The sequence below is a fragment of the Nitratireductor aquibiodomus NL21 = JCM 21793 genome (genome assembly GCF_000615975.1).
In the GTDB taxonomy this organism is placed as follows: domain Bacteria; phylum Pseudomonadota; class Alphaproteobacteria; order Rhizobiales; family Rhizobiaceae; genus Nitratireductor; species Nitratireductor aquibiodomus.
This window is the reverse complement of sequence record NZ_BAMP01000013.1, coordinates 45,593-68,122: the sequence shown is the minus strand read 5'-3', so window position 1 is coordinate 68,122 and position 22,530 is coordinate 45,593. Positions and strand designations below refer to the sequence as shown.

Below are 22,530 nucleotides of genomic sequence, written 5' to 3'. Positions count from 1 at the left end.
CGTTCAAGCCAGCCGCCCCAGATCGCCGCCGCCGAGCCGAGCAACACGAAAAACAGCGTGTAGATCCAGCCCAGATCAGAAACGCGCCAGTCGCAGCTCGTCGTGAAAAGCGCGCTGATGAGCGTCATGTCCTCGCAGACGACGCGCTCGGAAATGCCGATGGCCTGGGTCAGCGGCAGCCAGAACACGCTAAAACCATAAGCCATGCCGATGCATAGATGGATCGCCAGGGCCGCCGGCGGAACAAGCCAGCGGTTGAAGCCCGGCTGGGCAATGATCCTCTCCCTGTCCAGAATACCGCCGGCGGGGGCGCCGGATAATGTGTCACTTGCTGCGGACATAAGTCTCCTCCTCCTGCCGGGTTTTCCGGCAGCCGTCCTGCTGGTTACGCGTTTGAAAGTTCCCGATTGATGCCGACCCGCCGCCCTCCGCGACAGTGGCTTCCGGGTCGGGCCCCGGTCATCGATAGCGTCCTCCTCTTACCTCGTCTGGAGGTAAGCAATGGCCGTGCCAGATGATTGCTGTGAACGATTTCAGATGCTTATCGGCTGACAGATCAGCTCAATGGACAGTTTGTCCGAGGCGGTCGGACATTTTGTCCGAAACGCTTCGAGCATCGCACCGAAAAGTGGAATCCGGTTTTCGGGCTACTCCGATGCTCCATCAATCGCGTGGATCGTCATGCGTCCATCCAGACACATGACGATCTAGCGCGCCTCCGGCAACCAGATCGTGAAACAGGTCCCCTCGCCCGGTCTGCTCTCGACCGAGATCTTGCCGCCCTGACGGCTGATCAGCGTCTGGCTGATTGAGAGACCGAGCCCGGTTCCCTCCTGTCGCTTTGTGGTGAAAAACGGATCGAACGCCCTGTCGAGCATTTCAGCCGTCATGCCGACGCCCGTATCCGAAACCGCAATGACGAGCCCTTTCTCTCCTTCCAGTTCTTCATCGCGGGTGGCGAGCGAGAGAGAGCCTCCGTCAGGCATCGCATGGACGGCGTTGACGATCAGGTTGACGAGAACCTGCTGGAGTTCCGTGCGGTTCATCAACACAAGGCGGGTCGCTCGATCTTCACGCATGACCGCGATTTCTGCCTTGTTGAGAAGGTGCTGCACCAGTGGCAACGTGTCGGAAATCACATCCGTCGGGGCGTGACGCTCCAGAAAGCCCGCATATTCCTCCGGCTTGGCAAACTGAAGCAGCTTGGTGACGATCTGGCTGATCCGGTGGATCTGTTCATCGAGCAGGCGAAATTCCGTCCGCGCCTCATCCGCGCGATCCCCCATCACCTGACGCACCACTTCAAGATTGCCCTGCATGACGGCGATTGGATTGTTGATTTCATGGGCAACGCCAGCCGTAATCTCGCCAATCGCAGCGAGTTTTTCGGACACGATGAGCTGACGGGTCGTGGCCTCAAGCTGCCGGTTTGCAAGCCGCAGCTCGCGCGTGCGCTCCTCCACCCGGGCATTCAACTCCTCGTTCCAGGCGCGCAATTGCCTGTCGCGTTCCTGCAGCTGCTCAAGAAGCAGGTCGAGATGCTGTGCCACCCGGCCGATTTCGTCATCGACGCCGTGAATGCCCGTGCGTGCGCCCAGGTCCCCGCCTTCGACCTCCGAGATCGTGCCGGCCATGCGCTCCAACGGCTTGAAGATCGAGCGGGCCCAGCGCAGGAACAGCGGAACACTCAGCGCGGTGATCGCCAGGAAGGCGATGGCGATCGTCAGCAGCGTCGTGTACTTCGTTTCCGTGAAGGGCGCTTCCAGAAAGCCGACATAGAGCATGCCGACGCGCCTGCCGTAGCTGTCGGTGATCGGCTCATAGGCGGAGATGTACCAGTCATTGACGACAAAAGCGCTGTCGAGCCAGACGCGCCCCTGACCGAGCACTGCCGAGCGGACGATGCTCGAAACGCGTGTGCCAAGGGCCCTGCGCCCCTCAAAGAGCCGTACATTGGTGCTGATGCGCACATCGTCGAGGAACAGTGTTGCCGTTCCCTGGCTTCCCTCCGGCAGGCTCGCTTCGCGGTAGACGAGATCATTGATCGTGTCGATGAAAACGAGATTGCGGTTCAGGAGATTGCCGCCGACAAGGGCGGCCGGGCTGCCATCGGCAAGACGCACCGGCGTTGCCGAATGAACGACCATGCCGCGCGTTTCGGCCGCCCGGTCGGTCGGCACAGCATTGGGCGTTGGCACCAGTTCCAGCCGGGCACGCGCGGCGAGTGCGGGCGCGATTGCGGTCAGTTCCTCGCCCGAAAAGATATCGATCCCCGTAGACGCCTCTCCTGAAAGCGCCCTTTCGATGATCGGCCAGTCAGACCGCGGAGCGCCGGCAAGCTCCGGAGCGGATGTTACGACCCTGCCATTCGTCGGGATTAGATACAGAAAATCGAGATCGAGCGCGCGGCGATGTTCTTCCAGGAGCGCTTCCAGGCCGCCGCCTCCGGCCTCCACGATATCGCGGAACCTCGCCGAGCCGCCAAGGGCCGTGATGCGTTCACCGGTGTTTTCCAGAAGCCGCGCGAAATACTGATGCGCGATCGTCAGATCGCCATTGACCTTGGAGATCAAGGCCGCGTCGAACTTTGCATTCCACCGATAGACCGCCATGCCAAGAAGCAGGGGCAGGATCACAAGTGTGGGCAAAAGAGCGATCACAAGCAGGCGAAAACGAACCGAGCGCCCCTGCCCCCTGCGCCGGTCCGGGTCTAATCGGTCAGACATTCCAGGCCGCGCATTTGCGGTCGATTGTCTTGCGGGAAACACCAAGCTGGCGCGCGGCAGCCTCACGGTCGCCGGCCAGCCGGTCGAGAACGGCCAGTATGTGCCGGCGTTCGATATCGGCAAGGCTCTCGCCACCGGTTCCGCTTTGCTGCATTGTACGAACCCCGCCGCCAAAGTCGTCTGGGAACCGGCCCAGAATCAGCGTGCGTTCGACAAGATTGCGCAGTTCGCGCACATTTCCGGGCCAGGAATAGGCCGCAAGTGCCGATCGTGCATCTGCCCCAATGGATACTTTCGGCGTTCCCAGTTGCTGCGACAGCTTGGCCATGAACAGGTCGGCGAGTTCCTGCACGTCCTGGCCACGATCCTTGAGCGGCGGCAGGTGGATCTGCATGACGTTGATGCGGAAGAACAGATCGGCGCGAAACTGACCGGCTTCGACGAGTCTTTCGAGTTCGGCATTGGTGGCGAAGACGAAGCGCAGATCGACAGGGATTTCGCGCTCCGAGCCCACCGGCCTGATCCGGCGATCCTCAAGCACGCGCAAAAGCTTGCTCTGCGTGGCCGGCGGCAACTCGCCGATTTCGTCGAGAAACAGCGTTCCGCCCTGAGCATGCATGAAAAGACCTTCGCGGGCCGTGTCCGCGCCGGTGAACGCACCCTTGAGATGACCGAAAAGCTCGGTTTCGATCATGTCCGGCGGAATGGCGGCGCAGTTGACGGGGACGAAGGGTTTGTCCGCCCGGTCCGAGAGCGAATGAAGCGAACGCGCGGCGACTTCCTTGCCCGTGCCCGACTGGCCAGTCAGAAGCACCGACGTCGGCAGCGGTGCAACGCGTGCAATCGTCTCCCGCACATCGCTGATCGCTTTGGAGCCGCCGATCAGCTTGTCGCGCAGCAGAACGTGATCGGAGGTGGATTTCAGTTCGTAGCGCAGGACATAGTTTTCGCGCTGGAGGCGCATCTGATCGAGACAGCGCGCCACGGCGTTCAAAAGCTGGTTGGAGCGGAATGGCTTCAGAATGAAATCCACCGCGCCGGCACGCAATGCCTGGATGGCGGTCTCCAGATCCGCATAGGCCGTCATGAGAATGGCATTGGAGAAAAAACCGATGGCGCGCTGCTCGGCAAGCCAGTCGACACCATTCTTGCCCGGCATGATGTTGTCGAGAATCACCACGTCATAATGGTTGGTGTCGAGCTTGCGCGATGCCTCTTCGGTGTCGGCGGCCTCGTCGAGACGCTTGCAGCGGGGGCCGAGTGTACGCATGAGAAAATTCCTCATGCCCGGCTCGTCATCGATCACGAGGATGGAGGCCTGTGCCAGCCATGGGCCGAATTCCGGGTCCGCCGCCATGTTGCGTGGCGCTCTTGCAGCCTGTCCGCTTGCCATATCCTCCCGATCCCCCTCCGGTGTTGAGCCGCATGATTAGCCAAGCTCCTTAGGAAAGCAAATAGGGTCCCGCCTACTCTCCGCCGCCTGCCTGGAAGGATTTGCGCCACTGGTCCAGAAACGCCCGGCGCTTGGCCTGATCAAGGCCAACCAGAAGTGCTGGAGAAAGCGCTATGGGCCGGAATGCAGCCTCTCCCGCTGTCGGTCCGGACCCGGTGTCGATGAGATTGAGCATTTCGGGACCGTTGAGCGATGAAAACAAACGTGACGGTCCGGAGAGAAGCCGTTGTCCGGTATCGGTCAGTGCAAGTGCGATCAGCGCGTTGGCAGCACGCTTGTTGCGCGCGTGACGCGAGACGAACGCAGCGCGCGACAGGGCGAGCGTATAGTCGGACGGAAAGATGATGCCGATCCGCGGGTCCTCTTCCTGTCGGGCAAGGGCATAGGAGCCCAGAACGTTGTAGCCGAGCACCAGACGCCCGGTCCGCACACCGTCGATCACCTCGGAACTGCAGCAGAAAAGTTTTGCCTGATTCTGCCCAAGGCTTTCCAGCAACCGCCCCCATGTGGAAGCCTGCGCGGCATCCTCGAATGCGAAGATGTATCCGACGCCCGAGCTCTCGATATCGTAGGTGCCGATGCGGCCGCGAAAGCGCTCCGTCTGGCGCAGAAGGTCAACCAGTTCGAAACGGTTGCGGGGCACTTCCCCGGGTCTCAATCCCTGCCTGTCATAGACGATGACGGCGGGCTCGAAGGTCAAACCGACAAGCTCGTTGCGCCAGGACGCCCAGTCCGGCAGATCCGGGGGCAGACTGAAACGGAACGGCTCCGAGCAGCCATCGTTGACGAGGCGCACCTGTTCGGGAATGGCTGATGAAATCACCGTATCGGCGAAGAATGTCCCGGCTTCGCAGGCCTCCGCGACAGCCGCATAGAGATCGAGACTGGTCATCTGACGATAGACGACCGCTGTCGAGGGATTCGCGCGCTGAAATTCACGGATCAGCGGCTCTATGAAGACCAGATCCGTCACGCTGCCGATAACAAGGGTCTCGCTCCCCTCGCCGGTCGCTTCAAACAGTGTGTCTTCAGCCATGCCCGCCGCCGGCGCGAACGAGATGAGAAGCAGAAAAAGGCCGGCAATCAGGCGTCTCATGGCGCTTCCGCTCCTTCCTGTGCGAGCGGCAGATGGAGGCTGATGGTAAAGCCTCCTGCATCGCGACCCAGCATGATGCGCCCATGGTGGAACTCCGCCACCTCCCGCACGATTGCGAGCCCCAGCCCGGCGCTTTCCGGCTTGTTGGGATTGATTGCGAAACGGCGGCCGATATCCGCGGGATCGCTGGCGGGCAGCCCCTCACCCTGATCGGTAACCGCGATGTGTGCACGGTCGTCGCTCAATGCGACCACCAGATCAATGGGCGGTTTTCCATGCGCATGAGCGTTGTTCAACAGGTTCTTGACCGCCTCACGCAGGCTGAACGCATCTCCATGCACCATGACGGGCTCTTCCGGCAGGTCGAGCCGTATGCGCGGTTTTCGGCCACCCACGATCTGAACGAAATCGCGTTCCGCGCCGACAGCGATGCGCCGGAGATCGAGTGGCTCGAGGCGGGCGGTGTCGGCGCGATGCGTCACGAGCGCATGGCTCAGGAGCTGGTCCGTCAGGCGGTTCAGACCGATGGCGCGGCTGCGAATGCGGCGGTGCAGCGCTTTCAGCCGCTGCGGGTCGTCTTCATCCAGCGCAAGTTCGCTATGCGCCCTCAGGGCGGTGATGGAGGTGCGTATCTGATGGGCGGAATCGGCAACATAATCCTGCATGGCACGCACACGCCGGTCGAGACGACCCATGAACCGGTTGATGGAGGCCACCAGCGCCGACACCTCGTCGGGCGCATGCATGGAAAAGGGCGAGAGATCGAGCGGGTCCCGCTCGAGAATCGCCGTCTGAATGCGTTCCAGCGGCCGCATGGCATAGCGCATTGCAAGCAGCGCCAGGATAAGGATGGCAAAACCGGCGCCGGCGATGACCGCAACCGCCTGCGTGGCCATGCTGCGGGCCAGCTGCTCGCGGCTTCCGGTCGTGTGGGCGACAACGATGTATATGTCGCCGCTCACCGCGCGTTCGGCAAGCCTGCGCAACATGGCAAGCGCGCGCACCCGCTCGCCGCCGAAATCCACCTCATAGGCAAAACCGCCCTCAGGGATCGTGTCCGCCTCGGGCATCGGAAAGTCCTCGTAACCCGTAAGGGTCGCCCCGTCGGGCTGCGCAACGCGGTAGAACACACGCTCATCCTTGGCGAGCGACAGGAGTTCAAACGCCGAAACCGGTATGTCGACGCGCACCTCGCCCTCGATGACGAAGATGCGCTCCGCAATCTGCAGCGCGGCCCCCTGAAGCAGTCGGTCGAACGCTTCATTGGCCGCCTGCCGTCCATAGCCATAGGCCGCATAGATGGTGGCGCCGACAGCCAGCGTGAGCACCAGGGTGAGCGAGATCGTCAGGCGATAGGCGATCGACAGGCTGCGACCGGGCACGGCCTGACGCACGGGATGCGCCATCAGGTCCCCGGCCCCATCGTAACCGCCTGATAGCCGAGCCCGCGCAAAGTCCGGATTTCCAGGCCCGATCCCTCGATCTTGCGCCGCAGGCGCCCGACATAGAGCTCGACCGCATTTGGATTGCGTTCTTCGTCATGGCCGAAGAGCCGTGTCAGCAGGTCTTCTTTCTCAAGCACCCGATCGCGGTTGGTGAGAAAGATCTCCAGAAGTGTCTGCTCTCTTCGCGTCAGTTCGCAGGGTTCTCCATCGATCAGGACCCGGCGGGCGGCCATGTCGAAGGTCAGCTTCCCCACGGCCAGTGTGCGGTCGGCATCACCGCTGCGCCGGCGGATGATCGCGCGAATGCGCGCTTCAAGCTCGCCCAGATCGAATGGTTTGATCATGTAGTCGTCGGCGCCCAGATCAAGCGCATCGATCTTGTCATTCACGGCAAGCCTGGCCGTCAGCACAAGCACCGGCACGCGGTTTCCCGCTGCCCGTAGCTTTTTGAGGAACGCAATCCCCGACCCGTCCGGAAGGTTGATGTCGAGCACGATCAGATCGTGGCGCGCCATGGCAACGAAATGCTCCGCGTCCTCAAGCGTTTCAGCGCGATCGCTCACATGGCCGGCCTTCTCAAGCCGCCGTTCTATGGCCTCAGCGACATCGCGCGTATCTTCGACAATCAAGAAATGCATTTTTCCAGACAATGACAGCTTGTTGACAGGCTTACCCTATAGGCTCTCATTCGTCATGAGAACAATCTCGTGTCATACCGTTCCGGCCAATGGGAGGGCGGCGGTATTGAAAAGTTTGAGGACGATTTCGCCATGTCTCGGTGGAATCACTCAAGGAGGAGAAAATCGATGAAAAAGCTGCTCGGCCTCGCGGCCGTCTTCACGCTCGCATCCAGCCTGTCGGCGTTCGCGTTCGAACCGAACAACACTGAGTGCATCGCCCCCGCCAATCCCGGAGGCGGCTGGGATTTCACCTGCCGCCAGGTCGGCAAGACACTTCAGGATCTGAAGCTTGTGCCCGGCACGATGCAGGTTTCCAACGTTGCCGGCGGTGGCGGCGGCGTTGCCTTTGCTGAAGTGGTCGGCAAGCGCAATGCCGAGAACAACCTGATCGTCGCCGCCTCTTCGGCCACAGCCACACGCCTCGCACAGGGCGCCTTCCCCGGCAACACCATGGACCAGGTGCGCTGGGTGGGTTCGGTCGGTGCGGACTACGGCGTGATCGCGGTTGCCAAGGATTCGCCGATCAACACGCTTCCTGAACTGATGGACAAGATCAAGGCTGATCCCTCTGCGGTATCGGTCGCGGGCGGTTCCGCCGTTGGCGGCTGGGATCACCTCAAGGTTCTTATCGCTGCGTCCAAGGCCGGCATCGAGGATGTTCGTCAGGTGAAATACGTTGCCTTCGACGGTGGCGGCGAGGCTGTGACGCAGCTTCTGGCCGGTTCCGTGCAGGCCTTCACGGGTGATGCTTCGGAGGCCAAGGGCTTCGTCGATTCCGGCGATATCAAGGTGATTGCCGTTCTCGCGCCGGAACGCCTCGAAGGCGATTTCGCGTCCTTCCCGACGGCAAAGGAGCAGGGCATCGACGTGATCGGCGCCAACTGGCGCGGCTTCTACGCGCCCGGCGACATGTCGGATGACGCCTACGCCTACTGGGTCGATGCCGTCAGCAAGGTCTATGCATCCGACGAGTGGAAGGAAGTCATGGCACAGAACGGCCTCGCCCCGCTCAACCTGCAGGGTGAGGAGTTTCAGGCCTTCGTGAAGGAATCCATCGCTTCCATCACCGATCTGTCGAAGCAGATCGGCATCGTGAAGTAACACGCGACAGAACTCACTCGGGCCTGCCGGGACATCCCGCAGGCCCGAATTGTATCAAGAACAATAGGGGAGCGCGTCCGTCATGAGCGACCGTATCTTCGGGGTCTTCGGCTTCCTTCTCGCCGCCTTCTATATGTGGCAGGCAACGCAGATCGAGCTGAGCTTCATTTCCGATCCGTTCGGACCAAAGGCCTTTCCATTCATGATCGGCACAGTGCTGGCGATTTCCAGCGTGATCATCGTCCTCAAGCCGGACACCGAGCCCGAATGGCCCACTTTCTCACGTCTTTTCGAGATCGGCATGGCCACCGCGGTGATGGTCGCCTATGCGCTGTTTCTCAAAGAATACGGCTTCGTCGCCTGCACCGCTGTTGCGGCGAGCTATCTCTCCTGGCGCCTGGGCTCCCATCCGGTAGCCGCCTTCACCGCCGGCGTGATGATTGCCGTCGGCATCTATGTCATTTTCCATCTCGTCCTGGGGCTGTCGCTGGCACGCGGCCCCTGGGGCTTCTGAGACGGGAGGCCCTTCATGGACACACTTGCTTCACTCGCAGACGGATTTGCCGTCGCGCTCACCTGGCAGAACCTTTTTCTGGCTCTGATCGGGTGCTTTCTCGGCACCATCATCGGTGCTCTGCCGGGTCTCGGCCCTTCAAACGGCGTTGCGATCCTCATACCGCTCGCCTTCACACTTGGCCTGCCGGCCACGCCAGCGCTCATCCTTCTGACCAGCGTCTATTACGGCGCCATGTATGGCGGCCGTATCTCGTCAATCCTGCTTAACATTCCAGGCGACGAACCGGCCCTCATGACAACGCTCGACGGGCACCCGATGGCGAAGGCCGGCAAGGCCGGCGAAGCGCTTGCCATTTCCGGTCTCGCCTCGTTTGTCGGCGCCTTCTTCGCCACCTGGGGGCTGGTCTTCCTGGCACCGCAGCTCGTCAAGGTCGCGCTGCTGTTCGGACCGGCCGAGTATTTCGCGCTGTTCGTGCTGGCCTTTGCCACACTTGGCGGCATTGCGAGCCGAAACCAGGCAAAAGCGGCACTCGCCGCCGTTCTCGGACTGGGCATCGCCACCATCGGCGTCGATGGCCAGACGGGCGTTCCGCGCTTCTCGTTCGGTGAAGTGCATCTTTACGATGGTATCGATTTTCTGGTCGCCATCGTTGGCCTCTTCGCACTCTCGGAGGTTTTCATCTTCCTGGAACACCGGGCGGGAAGCGGTGCCGGCGACAAGGCCGTGAAGGTGGGCCGCATCGTGCCGCCATGGAAGATGGTGCGCGAGACGATCCCCGCCATGGGCCGCTCGACGATCTTCGGCTTCATTGCAGGCGTGCTGCCGGGAGCCGGTGCCTCGCTCGGCTCCTTCATCTCCTACACGTTCGAAAAGCGCATCTCCGACCGCAACGGCACGTTCGGAAAGGGCGACCCGCGCGGCGTGGCAGCACCGGAAGCCGGAAACAATTCGGCGGCTGGCGGCGCACTGGTGCCGATGCTGGCGCTTGGCGTTCCCGGCTCCGGCACAACGGCCGTGCTGCTCGCCATGCTGCTTGCGCTCAACATTACGCCCGGCCCCCTGCTCTTCCAGCAAAACCCGGATGTGGTCTGGGGCCTGATCGCCGCGCTCTTCATCGGCAACATCATGCTTCTGGCGATGAACCTGCCGCTGGTCTCGCTGTTCGTGCGGGTTCTCCTGATCCCGACACGCTATCTGATGCCTGCCGTGGCGATGATTTCTTTCGTCGGCATCTACGGCATTTCAGGATCCACCTTCGATCTAGTGGTGATGGTCATCTTCGGTGTGATGGGCTGGGTCCTGCGAAAGCTCGACGTACCGCTGGTGCCAATCATTCTCGGCGTGTTGCTGGGCGATCAGATGGAGAAGAATCTGCGCCGCGCCATGACCATTCATGATGGCGACTGGACGATGCTGTTCAACTCGTGGCTGGCCATCGGCCTCTGGACCTTTGCCATTGTCGGCTTTGTCCTGCCGCTCATCGTCGGCCGTTACTTCCGGCCAAAAATCGCCGATGAACCCATCGCGGAAGGCGCCGATCCCGACTGACCGGCGCTTTCAGATCAACTGCCTGAGGCGGCGTGGCTCCTGAGCCGCGCCGTTCTCAATGTCAGGAACCCCGTTGCAAGAACGATGATGGCCGCGCCGATCACCGTGTTGAGGCTGGGTATTTCACCGAAGAAGACGTAGCCGACAAGCCCGGAAAGAATGAGGCTTGAATAGCCAAGCGGCCCGAGAAAACCGGCATCGCCCAGCCAGTGGGCGCGCAGGAAACAGAACTGTGCGGCCTGCGAAAAAACGCCCACCGCAAGAAGAAACGGCCAGTGCCCCGCAGCGACCGGCTGCCAGCCCGAGAGCGCCGGCCACGCGGTGATCAGCGCAAGCCCACCCGTATAGAACAGCATCATGACGACCGGTGGCGTTCCCTTGAGCTGTCTTGTGACGATGATGGCGCCGGTTCCGGCCAGAACGGCAGCGAGTGCGGCCAGAAGGGCCGGCGTCCACGGCACATTGCCCGGATTTGCGGCAATGAACGCGCCCACGAGGCCCAGCCCTGCCGCCAGCCAGCGCGAACCGGAAACAGCTTCGCGCAGGATCAGAGCCGAGAGCGCAACAAGAACCACCGGCCGCGTGAAATTCATCGTCATGTAGAGCGCGAGCGGCAGATGCGCGACCGCGTAAAACCCGCCCGTCAGCGCCACCGCCGAAAGAATCACACGGAACACATGCAGTGGCACCCGGTCGATCCGCGCCAGCACGGCGGGCTGACGCGCGAGCCACGGCAAAATCAGGCAGAACCCGACCAGCGCGCGCAGGAAGACGAGCTGCCACGGCGGATAGCCAGCGCCCAGCGCCTTGACGATGGATATGGCCCAGATGTTGAGGCTCATATCCGCCAGAAGCCATGCGCCGGCGCGCAGATTGTCCTTTGCGGTTGCTCCTGCGCTCACGGCCTGGCCACGAGGTTCGCCATCAGGCGGAACGCGCCCGGCACAAGCTTCTCCATCTGATGGTGCAGGATGAGCGCCACATGCGTGTGCCGCCCCTTGCCGATGCGGGCCGAAAGAAGCGCGCCCTCATGCGCCGCCTCGTCGGGATCGGCCATGGAGAGAAGCGGCTCATAGGCCTCGTCCCAGCTCTTGGCAAAATAAAGCCCGCGCTCCTTGTGCCAGCCCTTCCAGTCCTCATCCGTGATGCGGTTTGGCGTGTTGAGCAGCGGATGGCTGGGCACAAGATGGGTCACCTCCGCGTTCTCGTCGGTCACGCGCCAGCGCAGCGACGGTTTGCCGATCTCCAGCCGGCGCGGCGGCACCTTCTCCGGGTCCCAGTCGTCCCACGGTCGATGATAAAGCGTGACCAGATTGCCACCGGCCTCCACCCAGGCCTTCACCTGCGGCATGGCGTCCTTCAGCGCCGGTCGCGCACGCATCGCAAAGATGCCGACCACCACCGTGTCGACGCTTCTCAGGCTGTCAGCCGTCAGGTCATTATCGGCGAGATCGGTCACATCCAGGCCCAGCGCACGCAGCCAGTGGCCAACGCGGTCATTGCCGCCACCGATATAGCCGATCCGCACATCCGGTAAAGCCACATCCAGAACCCGCACAGACAGCTGCGCTGGAAACGTGCGCGCGCGCGCATCGATATGCGGATAAGCGATCCTGTTCACGGTTTCGGCGTGCGCGCCATCAATCTGCAACGGAAGACTGCAGAGACCCGATGCAACATCCTGCGGTGCCTCCACGCGAAGGCCACCGGCTACCGGTTCTGCGCTCCAGCCGGAGGGCAGTGCCAGCGCGGCCTGCCCGGAATGCGGGAAAACGTCCGAGATGCGCAGATCGATCTGGCGCGTTTCAGCCGCCGCGTTGATCAATGCGCGGTCGGGAGACAGTGTGGCCGACCGCGCAGGAAGCACGACAGGCGCCCGCTCCAGCGGCAGAAGCGTTTCTGACGAAACCCCGCCGACGGTCACGCCGACACGTATGGCTGGCAGGCGGGCGACACCGGGACGGTAAACCGCCGGATAACAAACCGTGCTTTGTGCACCCGCCGGAACATGGACAACACCATCCGAATGCCGCCAGCCCTCCGGCAGAACGGGTGTGACCTCGGCCACTGGACCCGTCGTTTCGATAGACAGGGCAACCTCTTCGCCCGGACGCAGAACATCACGTTCAAGCGTTGCGCGTACCGAAACGCCACTGGCAATGCGCATGACGTGTGAAAGCTGGATTTCCTTGGCGGCAAGGCGATGGTGCACCTCGCCGCGCGCCCTGTCCGGACAGGCATCGCGGGCGGCGCGGACTGCCTTGAGTGCCATAGCCGCCTGAAGCGCCACCCTGTTCATATCCGGGAACGCCGCAAATGCAGCCTCGCAGGCCGATTGCGCCATTTCGAGATGGTCGGCGATTTCAGGTGCACCGGCAAATTCTGCCAGATCGGCGAGCGTCGCCGGCAGCCCGTCGGTCAGTTCGTTGTCGGGCCCGTCCACCTCGGACCGCACCAGATGCAGCGGCCAGTCGTTCGGCTCGCCATAAGGCACCCAGCGCCCATGCCCTGCGTCAGATGGAAGGCGCGCGACTGTTCACCGATCTGCGCCCAGCTCCAGCCCGTCACCGGGTCTTCTCCGCTTGCCTTTACGGTCAGGGTTGCATTGGGCGGCGGCAGATCGTCATCGTAATTGTCTCCCGCCCCCGACCATGCCGGAAGATAGAGCTTCTTCACCTGCCAGACAGGCAGATCCACATCCGGGAATGTCGGATCGGCGGCAGCGCTCATCACCTCATGGGCGAGCCCCGTCATGGCGCGGTGGTGACCATGCTGGCCCGGTATGTCCAGAAATGTGGGGCAGATGATGTCCGGACGTTCGGTACGGATGATCTCGACAAAGCGTTTGAGCGCTCTCTCACGGCCCCACTTCTCAAGCGTCTCGGTACCGCTCTTTGAGAAACCGAAGTCGAAGATCGTGTCATCGGGCGTTTCGGAGAGCCAGTAGAGATTGAGCTTGAGCACATCGGCCGCGCGCTCCATTTCCGCCGTGCGCACGACGCCAGATCGTGCGTCACCTCGGAGCCGATGGCGTTCTGCCCGCCCTCGCCGCGATTGGCGCAGGCATAGGAGAGCGCGATGCCGTCGCGCAAGGCCAGCGCCGCCAGCATTTCCGACGTCTCGTCGTCGGGATGTGCGCCCGTGTTCATGAAGGAGACGCACGACCTCAGCGGCGCAAGGGCCTGCCAGAGCCTGACGATGCGCGGATTGCGCATCTGCGTTGCAATACGCTCCTGATCGGAAACGGGCATTTCTGAACCTCCCAGAGAATCAAGTTTTTGCGGCAATGCGCGGTGTGATGGTGTCGTGGATGACGAGCGCTGCCCCGCCGAGCGCGGCGGTGAGGCGCCCGCAGGAACCGCGCTGGACACGCGGTGTGGCTCGTCCGGCCCGTGCAGCAACAGAGCCGCCAGGAAGATCGAGCGAGGCAATAAGGTGATCGAGAACCGCATCCGGCATGGCACCGCCAAGAATGACGGTTTCAGGATCGAAAAGGTTCTCGATCAGACCGACCGCCTGCGAAAGCGGACCTGAAGCCTCGTCGATCCACTCCATCAAATGCGCGTTGCCTGCCCTGTAGAGGTTTTCGATATCGGAGGCGCTGCCGATCTCGATACCCGCGCCTGCAAGCCGCGTGCGGGCGGCGATGCGGCTGGCATAGGTTTCAAGACAGCCATGATTGCCGCAGGCACAAAGACGCCCGCCGGGCCGGACAATGACATGGCCGATCTCGCCGGCATTGCCGAACGCCCCGCGCTGCACCTCGCCCTCTGCAACCACGCCAAGGCCAAGCCCTGCGCCAAAATAGATGAAGCAGAAGGTGCGAAGCCCCGTTGCGACGCCGCGCACGCGCTCGGCCACGGCGGCAGCCGTCGCGTCGTTTTCTACCACCACAGGCATGTCGAGCGCTTCCTCGAACACGGCAACGGGGTCGCTGTCCTCCCAGCCGTGAAGCGCAGACTGTCCGGCACCCGATATGCCGACCTTGCCGAACGGACCCGGCATCACCACGCCGGCGCCCAGAATCTTCTGGGTCTTGCCGCAACGCCCCTCGAGCGCGCTGGCACGTATACGCCGGGCAACGGAAACAACCGTGGAAGGAGCATTGTCCGGCAACGCCTCGCGTGTGGTGAACAGCGTTTCACCCTCAAGGTTCACCAGCGCACCGAACATCGCGTCCGGCCTGACCTCGATGCCGAGCGCCACCGCGCCGTCCGCGTTGAGCCGATATTTTAGAACCGGCAACCCCCGCCCCTCGGACTGGCGCCCGGCTTCGATCAGAAGCCGGTCCTCCTCCAGTTCGGCAATGATGTTGCTTACGGCCTGTGTCGACAGGCCCGATATGCGCGCAATCTCCGCACGCCCGATGGGCTGTCGCTCACGCACATGGCCCAGCACCACCTGACGGTTGTGAAGCCGGGTGCGTTCAGCGTTCGATCCGACAATGCGACGGGGGTTGCTGATCTTCATATGCGCTTATTAATTCAACTTACTTGAATATTCAACTTGATTGAGTTAATCGTCAGCGAATGGACATGCCGCCTCATTGAGACGGGTGAACAGAGGGTGACTGCTTTGCCAGACAGGATTTGGCTGGCGATCAAAGGGAGCGAACAGAATGAAACTCAACAGACTACGGACCTTCATGATGGGTGCCGCCACGGCAGCCATGACCATGGCTTCTGGCGCAGGCAGCGCTTCGGCGGTCGAGATCGAGTACTGGCAGTACTTCTTCGAAGCGCGCGTCGACGCGATGGACAAGCTGATCGAGAATTTCGAGGCAGCCAATCCCGACATCACCGTCAAGATGACGCATTTCCCCTATGACAGCTATCGCACCAAGGTGGCTGCTGCCATTCCCGCCGGTCAGGGCCCCGATGTCGTCCAGCTCTTCTATGGCTGGCTGAACGATTATGTGGAAGCCGAGCTCATCCAGCCTCTGCCCGCCGACACCTTCCCGCCGGAAAAGATCGAGGAAGAGTTTTTCCCCATGGTCAAGGCGATGCGGATGGGCGACAGCTACTGGGCACTGCCCACTGCCGTGCGCTCGCTGGCGCTGTTCTACAATGAGCGCATGTTCGATGAAGCCGGCATCGAGAACCCACCGGCAAATCTCGACGAATTCGTTGAAGCCGCGAAAAAACTGACCAAGAAGGACGGTGCCGGGAACCTCACCGCCGTTGGCATCACCACCGGCATGACCGCGCAGGATCACCACTGGATCCGCGAAGTGCTGATCCGCCAGTTCGGCGGCGAGCCGTATCTGGATGACTACAAAAAGGTCAACTACAACAATGAGGCCGGACTGAAAGCCTTTGGTTTCTATAACGATTTGCAGGCCAAGCACGGCGTGACGAAGGCCGCCTTCATGGATGAACCGCAGGCCGCCTTCAAGGCCGGCCGCGCCGGCATGCACATTGACGGCTCGTTCCGCATCGGCGCGCTGGAAAGCGTGCGCGGCCTCAAATGGGGCGTGGCCGAGCTTCCCGCCGGTCCTGATGGCACCAAATCGAACTATTCCTCCTACTGGGTGAACGCGATCACCTCGAAGGCGGAAGGCGAGAAGTTCGATGCCGCCGTCAAGTTCATGGAGTATCTCACCTCCGACGAGGCCATGCAGATCTGGCTTGAGACGGTCGGCGAGCTTCCTGCAAAGCCGTCAGCCGCAATGACCGACGAGAACGTCAATCATCCCGTCTACGGCCCCTTCATCAAGGGTCTCGAATACGCAAAGACCACGGTCTTCGCCAATGAGAGCGCCCAGCGTCAGACGATGGTGGACATGATGCAGCGCATCGAGCTGCAGGGTCAGGCGCTTGAAGAGAGCGTCTCCCAGGCCGCCGGCGAAGAGCAGAAAATCCTCGACGAGTACTACCAGAAATAAGGCCTTATGGGCGTCCGGCCTGCCGGACGCCCAACGCAATTCGGGACGGGGCCATGCGCTTTTACAACAATCTCACCATCTCGCAGAAGCAGATCGTCTGGGCCTGGATTTTCCTCGCCCTGCCGGTTCTCTTCTATGTCGTCATCCGCTTCTATCCGACGGCCAATGCCTTCGTTCTTTCCTTTCAGGAATGGAACCTGCTCGGCGACCGGAAATATGTGGGCCTTGAAAACTACACCAGGCTGTTCAGCGATCCGGTCTTCTGGAAAGTGTTCAAGAACACCTTCATGTATCTGATCCTGGGCACGCCGGTCAGCCTCGTCCTGTCCTTCATCATCGCCTATCACCTCGACAAGGTGCGCTTCATGCACGGCACCATCCGTGCGCTCTATTTCCTGCCCTTCATGACAAGTGCGGTGGCCATGGCCTGGGTGTGGCGCTGGTTCTACCAGCCGGTCCCGATCGGCGTGTTCAACAATTTCCTGGCAAGCTTCGGCATCAGTCAGATCGAATTTTTGAGCTCGACAACCAACGCCCTTCCCTCGGTTCTGGCCTGTGCGGTCTGGGCGGGTCTGGGCTTTCAGGTCATCATCTTCATGGCCGGCCTGCGCGCCATTCCGCAAAGCTATTACGAGGCCGCGCGCATCGATGGCGTGTCCACATGGACGGTGCTGAGCGAGATCACCATCCCGCTTCTTAAGCCGACAATCGTGTTTCTCGTGGTCTTTTCCTCGATCGGTTTCCTACGGATCTTCGATCAGGTGTTCAACATGACCACCAACAACCCCGGCGGTCCGTTGAATTCTACCAAGCCGCTGGTGCTTTTGATCTACGACACCGCATTCAACGGCTTCAACATGGGCTATGCGGCAGCACAGACCGTCGTGCTCTTTACCATTCTGCTGGTCGTCAGCCTGATCCAGCTTCGACTTTTGAAGGATAGCTGACATGGCCAGTCAGGACATCGCAGTCAAAGCGTCCACTGACGCGCTTTTTTCCGGATCCTCGCGTAATTCCAGGCGCAATATGGGCCAGTTCATCCGCTGGGCACTCCTGTTCGGCGGCGGCATTCTCATGATCATGCCCATCGTGTTCATGGTCTCCACCTCGCTGAAATTCCCCTTCGAGGTCTACAATCTGAACCTGATCCCCGAAGAGCCGACAATCGAGAACTACACCTATGTTCTCGAGGACGGGCGCTTCTACGGCTGGTTCATCAACTCGCTGGTCATCGCAATCGTCACCACCGCGTCGGCCGTCTTCTTCGACGCGCTGGTTGGTTACGCGCTCTGCAAATTCAAGTTCCCCGGCCGCTACCTAGTCTTCATCGCCATCCTGTCGACGCTGATGATCCCGACCGAGATGCTGGTCATCCCGTGGTATCTCATGAGCAAGAGCTTTGGCTGGCTCGACACCTATTGGGGCATCATGTTCCCGGGCGTCATGACCGCCTTCGGCACCTTCCTCATGAAGCAGTTTTTTGAGACCGTTCCGGACGATTTCCTGGAGGCTGCGCGCATTGACGGGCTGAACGAGTTCCAGATCTGGTGGCAGGTGGCCATGCCGCTCGTCCGCCCGGCGCTTGCAGCCCTTGCGATCTTCGTTTTCCTCGGCAACTGGACCGCCTTCATCTGGCCGCTGATCGTCACCAATTCGGTGGAGATGTACACGCTGCCGGTCGGCCTTTCGAGCTTCGGCGACGAGGTGGATGTGGCCTGGGAACTGATCATGACGGGTGCGGCCATCTCCACGCTGCCGACACTGGTCGTTTTCCTCATCTTCCAGCGCTTCATCATTCGCGGCGTTGTCATGGCCGGCCTCAAGGGATAAGCGCACGATGAGCCTCAACGAAAAATTCCCTCACCCCGTCTACAAGGACACGGTGCTGGCACCGCTTTTTGAAGGCGTGAAGGCCAATTATGTGGGTGCGTTCCGTGCCATCAACCGTGCGCATCTGGTGATGCTCACAGAGACCGGCATTCTCGCCTACGATGACGCCGCTCGCATCGCCGCAGCCCTCATCGACATTGACGAGACGGTCGATGTCGATGCCCTCACCTATACCGGCGAGGTGGAAGACTATTTCTTCCTCGTCGAGGCGGAACTCAAAAAGCGGCTTGGCCCGGATCTCGCCGGCATGCTGCACACGGCGCGTTCGCGCAATGACATGGATCATACGGTCTTCAAACTCACATTGAAGCACCATGCCGACACGCTGATCGGCAAGGCGCACGCGTTGGCTTCAGCCTCATCGCCAAGGCCGAGGCCGAGCGCGACACGCTGATCGTTGCCTACACGCACGGCCAGCCGGCACAGCCCTCGACGTTCGGCCACTACCTCTCGGCCGCCGTCGAGGTGCTTCTGCGCGACATCGAGCGTCTTCAGGCGGCCCGCGCCAATATCGACCATTGCCCGATGGGCGCTGCCGCCATCACCACCAGCGGCTTCCCCATCGACCGTGGCCGCATGGCCGATCTGCTGGGCTTTTCCGAGCCGTTGCGCAATTCCTACGGCTGCATCGCCTCGGTCGACTATCTCACCGGCCTCTACAGCCCGATGAAGCTCACCTTCCTGCATCTCGGGCGTTTCATTCAGGACATGCAGTTCTGGTCGGCCTTCGAGGTGGGACAGCTCCATGTGCCCGGCAGTCTCGTGCAGATTTCGTCCATCATGCCGCAAAAGCGCAATCCCGTGCCCATCGAGCATCTGCGCCATCTTGCGTCCATGACCTGCGGGCGCGCCGATGCGGTCATCAACACGATGCACAACACGCCCTTCACCGACATGAATGACAGCGAGGGCGAGGTTCAGGTGGCTGGCTATTCAGCCTTCCAGAGCGGCGCGCGCGTGCTCGATCTTCTAGCAGCGCTGATCAGCGTCGTCTCCATCGATGGGGAGCGGGTTGCAAAAAACATCGATGCCGCCTGCATCACGGTCACGGAACTCGCCGACACGCTGGTGCGCCGCGAAAACCTGTCCTTCCGGCAGGCGCATGAGATCGCAGCCGCCACGGCCCGCGCCGTGATCGCCGATGGCAAACCACTCGGCGAAGGGTTCGACGCTTTCTCCAAGGCTTTCAATGAGCTTTCTGGCCGCGACAGCACGCTCGACCCCGCAGCCTACAGCGAGGCCGTCAGCGCACGCCATTTCGTGGCGGTGCGCGAGCGTTTCGGTGGTCCGGGCCCCGACGCCATGAACGAGGCGCTTCAAACCTATCGCGCCACCCTCACCCGCCTTTCAGAACAACAGGCAGCGGACCTTGCCCGCGCCGAAAAAGCCGGGGCCGCGCTCGATGCCGCCTTCGGCGCTCTCTTGCAGGAGTAGACCCTTGGCCACCTTGTCCCTTCGCAATCTCGTCAAATCCTACGGCAAGGTCGAGGTGCTTCACGGCATCAATCTCGACGTGGCCGATGGTGAATTCGTCGTCTTCGTCGGCCCGTCGGGCTGCGGCAAATCCACGACCCTGCGCATGATCGCCGGCCTTGAAGAGATCAGCGGCGGCGAAATCCACATCGGCGAGCGCCTCGTCAACAATCTGGAGCCCAAGGAGCGCGACATCGCATGGTGTTCCAGAACTACGCAATCTATCCGCACATGTCGGTGCGCAAGAATATCGGCTTCGGCCTGCGCACGTCCAGGCTTTCAAAAGAGGCGAAGGACAAGCGCATCGACGAGGTGGCCGCCATTCTCGGCATGACCGACCTCTTGGAGCGCCGCCCCAACCAGCTTTCGGGCGGGCAGCGCCAGCGCGTCGCCATCGGCCGTGCCATGGTGCGCGATCCCGCCGTCTTTCTGTTCGACGAGCCGCTCTCCAACCTTGATGCGCAACTGCGCACCCAGATGCGGCTTGAAATCAAGAAGCTTCACCAACGCGTTGGAAACACGATCATTTTCGTGACGCACGACCAGGTGGAAGCCATGACCATGGCCGACCGGATCGTAATCATGAAGGATGGCTATATCCAGCAGGTCGGCACGCCGCTTGAGGTCTATCACAAGCCGGCAAACACCTTCGTCGCCCAGTTCATCGGCGCACCATCCATGAACATGCTGCCGGGCAACTGGGCCGGAAAGGGCGTGAAACTCGGGGATGGGCTCGGCATCGATCTGCCCCAACGCAGTGCCTCGGAAGGGGCCGACGTGATCCTTGGTATCCGGCCAGACGATCTCGTTGTCACCGGCGGCAACGGGCTTTTCTCGGGCACCGTCAACATTGTCGAGCCGCTCGGTGCCGACACGCTGGTCTATGTCGGTGTCAATGGTCATGAGGTGATCGCAAAGGCATCGGGCCGCAAACCGCCAAAAGCCGGCGACACGGTCAAGCTGACGGCGAAGGCCGGCGAAATGCATCTCTTTGATGCCAAATCCGGGGAGGCGCTGCCGTGACGCAAGCCAACCGGTCGGGCCGCGTCCTGAGCGTAGGGCGGCTCTACTGCGATCTGATTTTTACCGATCTGCCGAAAATGCCAACGTTGGGTGAAGAAGTTTTTGCCGGCGGCCTGTCGATCAAGCCAGGCGGCGGCGCGTTCATCACCGCGGCCTATGTGGCCGCCCTCGGGCGGCCGGTCTCATTGGCTTCCGCACTCCCTTCGGGGCCGTTCGCCTCAGCACTGATGAAAGAGCTTGAGGCAAGCGGTGTCGATCTTTCGGCCTCGCAGCCCATGCCCGACACGCTCGATCCGCAGATCACCGTGGCCATGACATCGGGCACGGAACGCGCGTTCCTCACGCGCCGCGCCGGTCCCGCCGTGCCGGAAACATTTGCGCAAGTCATCGCCAACGGTGACTTCGCCCATCTCCATATCGGCGAGCTCGCTACTCTGGTCGAAGCGCCCTTCCTCATCGAACAGGCGCGCGGTGCGGGGCTTTCCATCTCGCTCGACTGTTCATGGGACGATGCGGTTCTGGCGCGCGATGATCTTGCCGCGCTGATCGGAGCAGTGGACATATTCCTGCCCAACGAAACCGAGGCGCAGCGGCTTGCCATTTCCCCGGGAAAGAAACCGCCCGCACCGCTTACAATCGTCAAGCGCGGGCCGGAAGGATCCATCGCGATCAGCGCCGAAACCACCATCTCGATGCCGACGCAGCCCGTCAATGTAATCGATTCCACGGGGGCCGGAGACGCGTTCAATGCCGGTTTCATCGATGCGTGGCTTTCCGGAAAACCGGTTGAACAATGCCTTGCAGCCGGCAATCGCTGCGGGGCCGAAGCCGTCATGCGGGTTGGCGGCGCAACCGACCTGCCCGATCTGAGCGCACTGGTAAAGGCGGCCTCCTAGAGCATTTTGCAGGCAGGTGAATTCACCTGCCGTTCGCACAAATGCGGAAAAATATACAGATTGAGCGGAGCAGCGTTTTCGTGAAACGATGAGCCGCTTAAAGAGGTCCGGCCTCCACCTCTTCGCCTGCCCTTTCCTTCAGGCGAGCAAAACTCATGGCCACATGGGCGCGGCGGATTTGCCCGACGCTTTCCAGCGCCCCGCAGGCAACGGCTGCGGCAATGTCGGAGACTTCGCGCAGGAAAAAGCCGATCTCGCTGGCAAGCGTTTCTTCCGTGCCGTCCTCGCCGGCCGCACGCTTTAGCCAGATCCGCGTGGTCTGATAGTACAACCGTTCGGAAAACTCCTGCAGAGGCTCGTTTTCCGTCAGCGTCATCAAAAGATGGAAAAAATCCATATTGAGCTGTGCAAAGGCGCGCTGGCTGGGCGTTCTCACCAAAGCCTCACAGCGCGTCTTCATGCCAGCGAAGGCGCGTTTGGCGTCTTCATCGGGCTCTATCGGTGAAAGCTTGCCGATCAGCTCCGAAAGCTCCACACGCAGGCGGTAGACCTGTTCCAGCGAGGCGATGTCGATATCCGTGACGATGGTTCCCACGCCATGGACAGAGCGCAGATAACCCTCGTCCTCGAGCCGGGCCAGAACCCGGCGGATCGGCGTTCGGCTGGTGTCGAATTCCTCGGCGAGGTCTTCTTCGCGCAGCCGCATGCCCGGCGGATAGTCGAGCAGACAGATGCGTTCGCGCAAAAGCGTGTAGATACGCTCGAACCGCGCACGTGCCTCGCCTGTCATCGCTCTGG

19 protein-coding genes and 3 pseudogenes are annotated in these 22,530 nt (G+C 61.7%); 11 read left to right on the top strand and 11 right to left on the bottom strand.

Annotation, left to right across the window (positions count from 1 at the left end):
- From JCM21793_RS05970 to JCM21793_RS05945, 6 genes and pseudogenes are all read right to left on the bottom strand, one after another.
- Positions 1 to 341: pseudogene (locus tag JCM21793_RS05970) on the bottom strand (MFS transporter); the annotation flags it as partial.
- A gap of 366 nt (positions 342 to 707) precedes the next feature.
- Positions 708 to 2,726 (bottom strand): sensor histidine kinase, encoded by a 2,019-nt coding sequence (locus JCM21793_RS05965; protein WP_025029771.1) that lies wholly within the window; start codon positions 2,724 to 2,726, stop codon positions 708 to 710.
- Positions 2,719 to 4,119 carry a sigma-54-dependent transcriptional regulator gene (locus JCM21793_RS05960; RefSeq protein WP_025029770.1) on the bottom strand — a complete coding sequence of 467 codons (1,401 nt, stop codon included), beginning with the start codon at positions 4,117 to 4,119 and terminating at the stop codon, positions 2,719 to 2,721. The genes JCM21793_RS05965 and JCM21793_RS05960 overlap by 8 nt, the downstream gene beginning before the upstream one ends.
- Positions 4,120 to 4,192: 73 nt before the next feature.
- A complete protein-coding gene (locus tag JCM21793_RS05955) occupies positions 4,193 to 5,275 on the bottom strand; it encodes an ABC transporter substrate-binding protein (protein ID WP_025029769.1) in 1,083 nt (360 codons plus the stop codon).
- Complete coding sequence (locus JCM21793_RS05950) at positions 5,272 to 6,681, bottom strand: sensor histidine kinase (protein WP_025029768.1); 1,410 nt, start codon at positions 6,679 to 6,681, stop codon at positions 5,272 to 5,274. Before JCM21793_RS05950 ends, JCM21793_RS05955 begins: the two co-directional genes overlap by 4 nt.
- Entirely contained in the window at positions 6,681 to 7,358 is a 678-nt protein-coding gene (locus JCM21793_RS05945; protein ID WP_025029767.1) for a response regulator transcription factor, read from the bottom strand. The genes JCM21793_RS05950 and JCM21793_RS05945 overlap by 1 nt, the downstream gene beginning before the upstream one ends.
- A gap of 168 nt (positions 7,359 to 7,526) precedes the next feature.
- Between JCM21793_RS05945 and JCM21793_RS05940 the strand changes: the two genes are divergently transcribed.
- From JCM21793_RS05940 to JCM21793_RS05930, 3 genes are all read left to right on the top strand, one after another.
- Complete coding sequence (locus tag JCM21793_RS05940; protein ID WP_007006782.1) at positions 7,527 to 8,501, top strand: Bug family tripartite tricarboxylate transporter substrate binding protein; 975 nt, start codon at positions 7,527 to 7,529, stop codon at positions 8,499 to 8,501.
- 82 nt (positions 8,502 to 8,583) lie between these two features.
- Positions 8,584 to 9,015, top strand: coding sequence for a tripartite tricarboxylate transporter TctB family protein (locus JCM21793_RS05935; RefSeq protein ID WP_007006783.1), 432 nt, complete (start codon positions 8,584 to 8,586; stop codon positions 9,013 to 9,015).
- 15 nt (positions 9,016 to 9,030) lie between these two features.
- Complete coding sequence (locus tag JCM21793_RS05930; protein WP_025029766.1) at positions 9,031 to 10,566, top strand: tripartite tricarboxylate transporter permease; 1,536 nt, start codon at positions 9,031 to 9,033, stop codon at positions 10,564 to 10,566.
- A 14-nt stretch (positions 10,567 to 10,580) separates the two neighbouring features.
- Here JCM21793_RS05930 and JCM21793_RS05925 read toward each other — a convergent pair whose 3' ends face one another.
- From JCM21793_RS05925 to JCM21793_RS30105, 3 genes are read right to left on the bottom strand one after another with little or no spacing between them, the layout of a single operon-like run.
- On the bottom strand, positions 10,581 to 11,468 hold the full coding sequence (locus tag JCM21793_RS05925; RefSeq protein WP_007006785.1) for a DMT family transporter: 888 nt from the start codon (positions 11,466 to 11,468) through the stop codon (positions 10,581 to 10,583).
- Complete coding sequence (locus JCM21793_RS24420) at positions 11,465 to 13,060, bottom strand: hypothetical protein (RefSeq protein WP_244439674.1); 1,596 nt, start codon at positions 13,058 to 13,060, stop codon at positions 11,465 to 11,467. The genes JCM21793_RS05925 and JCM21793_RS24420 overlap by 4 nt, the downstream gene beginning before the upstream one ends.
- Positions 12,985 to 13,629 (bottom strand): PIG-L family deacetylase, encoded by a 645-nt coding sequence (locus JCM21793_RS30105; protein ID WP_244439676.1) that lies wholly within the window; start codon positions 13,627 to 13,629, stop codon positions 12,985 to 12,987. Before JCM21793_RS30105 ends, JCM21793_RS24420 begins: the two co-directional genes overlap by 76 nt.
- Positions 13,630 to 13,644: 15 nt before the next feature.
- Between JCM21793_RS30105 and JCM21793_RS30100 the strand changes: the two genes are divergently transcribed.
- Positions 13,645 to 13,803 carry a hypothetical protein gene (locus JCM21793_RS30100; protein ID WP_244439677.1) on the top strand — a complete coding sequence of 53 codons (159 nt, stop codon included), beginning with the start codon at positions 13,645 to 13,647 and terminating at the stop codon, positions 13,801 to 13,803.
- A gap of 33 nt (positions 13,804 to 13,836) precedes the next feature.
- On the opposite strand, the gene JCM21793_RS05915 is transcribed toward JCM21793_RS30100, so the two are convergent.
- Positions 13,837 to 15,036 carry an ROK family transcriptional regulator gene (locus JCM21793_RS05915; protein ID WP_025029765.1) on the bottom strand — a complete coding sequence of 400 codons (1,200 nt, stop codon included), beginning with the start codon at positions 15,034 to 15,036 and terminating at the stop codon, positions 13,837 to 13,839.
- Positions 15,037 to 15,184: 148 nt separating this feature from the next.
- On the opposite strand from JCM21793_RS05915, the gene JCM21793_RS05910 reads away from it, so the two are divergent.
- From JCM21793_RS05910 to JCM21793_RS05885, 7 genes and pseudogenes are all read left to right on the top strand, one after another.
- Entirely contained in the window at positions 15,185 to 16,450 is a 1,266-nt protein-coding gene (locus tag JCM21793_RS05910) for a sugar ABC transporter substrate-binding protein (RefSeq protein WP_025029764.1), read from the top strand.
- Between the two features lie 53 nt (positions 16,451 to 16,503).
- Positions 16,504 to 17,397, top strand: coding sequence for a carbohydrate ABC transporter permease (locus JCM21793_RS05905; RefSeq protein ID WP_025029763.1), 894 nt, complete (start codon positions 16,504 to 16,506; stop codon positions 17,395 to 17,397).
- Between the two features lie 79 nt (positions 17,398 to 17,476).
- Positions 17,477 to 18,280, top strand: a complete 804-nt coding sequence (locus tag JCM21793_RS05900; RefSeq protein ID WP_202800318.1) for a carbohydrate ABC transporter permease — start codon at positions 17,477 to 17,479, stop codon at positions 18,278 to 18,280.
- 7 nt (positions 18,281 to 18,287) lie between these two features.
- Positions 18,288 to 19,774: pseudogene (argH, locus tag JCM21793_RS24415) on the top strand (argininosuccinate lyase).
- Positions 19,743 to 20,200 (top strand): annotated as a pseudogene (locus tag JCM21793_RS31385) (ABC transporter ATP-binding protein); the annotation flags it as partial. The pseudogenes argH and JCM21793_RS31385, both read left to right, overlap by 32 nt.
- Positions 20,201 to 20,218: 18 nt before the next feature.
- Positions 20,219 to 20,836: an ABC transporter ATP-binding protein gene (locus tag JCM21793_RS31380; RefSeq protein ID WP_370671624.1), complete on the top strand. Its 618-nt coding sequence runs from the start codon at positions 20,219 to 20,221 to the stop codon at positions 20,834 to 20,836.
- Positions 20,833 to 21,732 carry a carbohydrate kinase family protein gene (locus tag JCM21793_RS05885; RefSeq protein ID WP_025029762.1) on the top strand — a complete coding sequence of 300 codons (900 nt, stop codon included), beginning with the start codon at positions 20,833 to 20,835 and terminating at the stop codon, positions 21,730 to 21,732. The genes JCM21793_RS31380 and JCM21793_RS05885 overlap by 4 nt, the downstream gene beginning before the upstream one ends.
- A gap of 97 nt (positions 21,733 to 21,829) precedes the next feature.
- Here JCM21793_RS05885 and JCM21793_RS05880 read toward each other — a convergent pair whose 3' ends face one another.
- Positions 21,830 to 22,522: a GntR family transcriptional regulator gene (locus JCM21793_RS05880; RefSeq protein ID WP_025029761.1), complete on the bottom strand. Its 693-nt coding sequence runs from the start codon at positions 22,520 to 22,522 to the stop codon at positions 21,830 to 21,832.
- Positions 22,523 to 22,530: the final 8 nt, after the last annotated feature.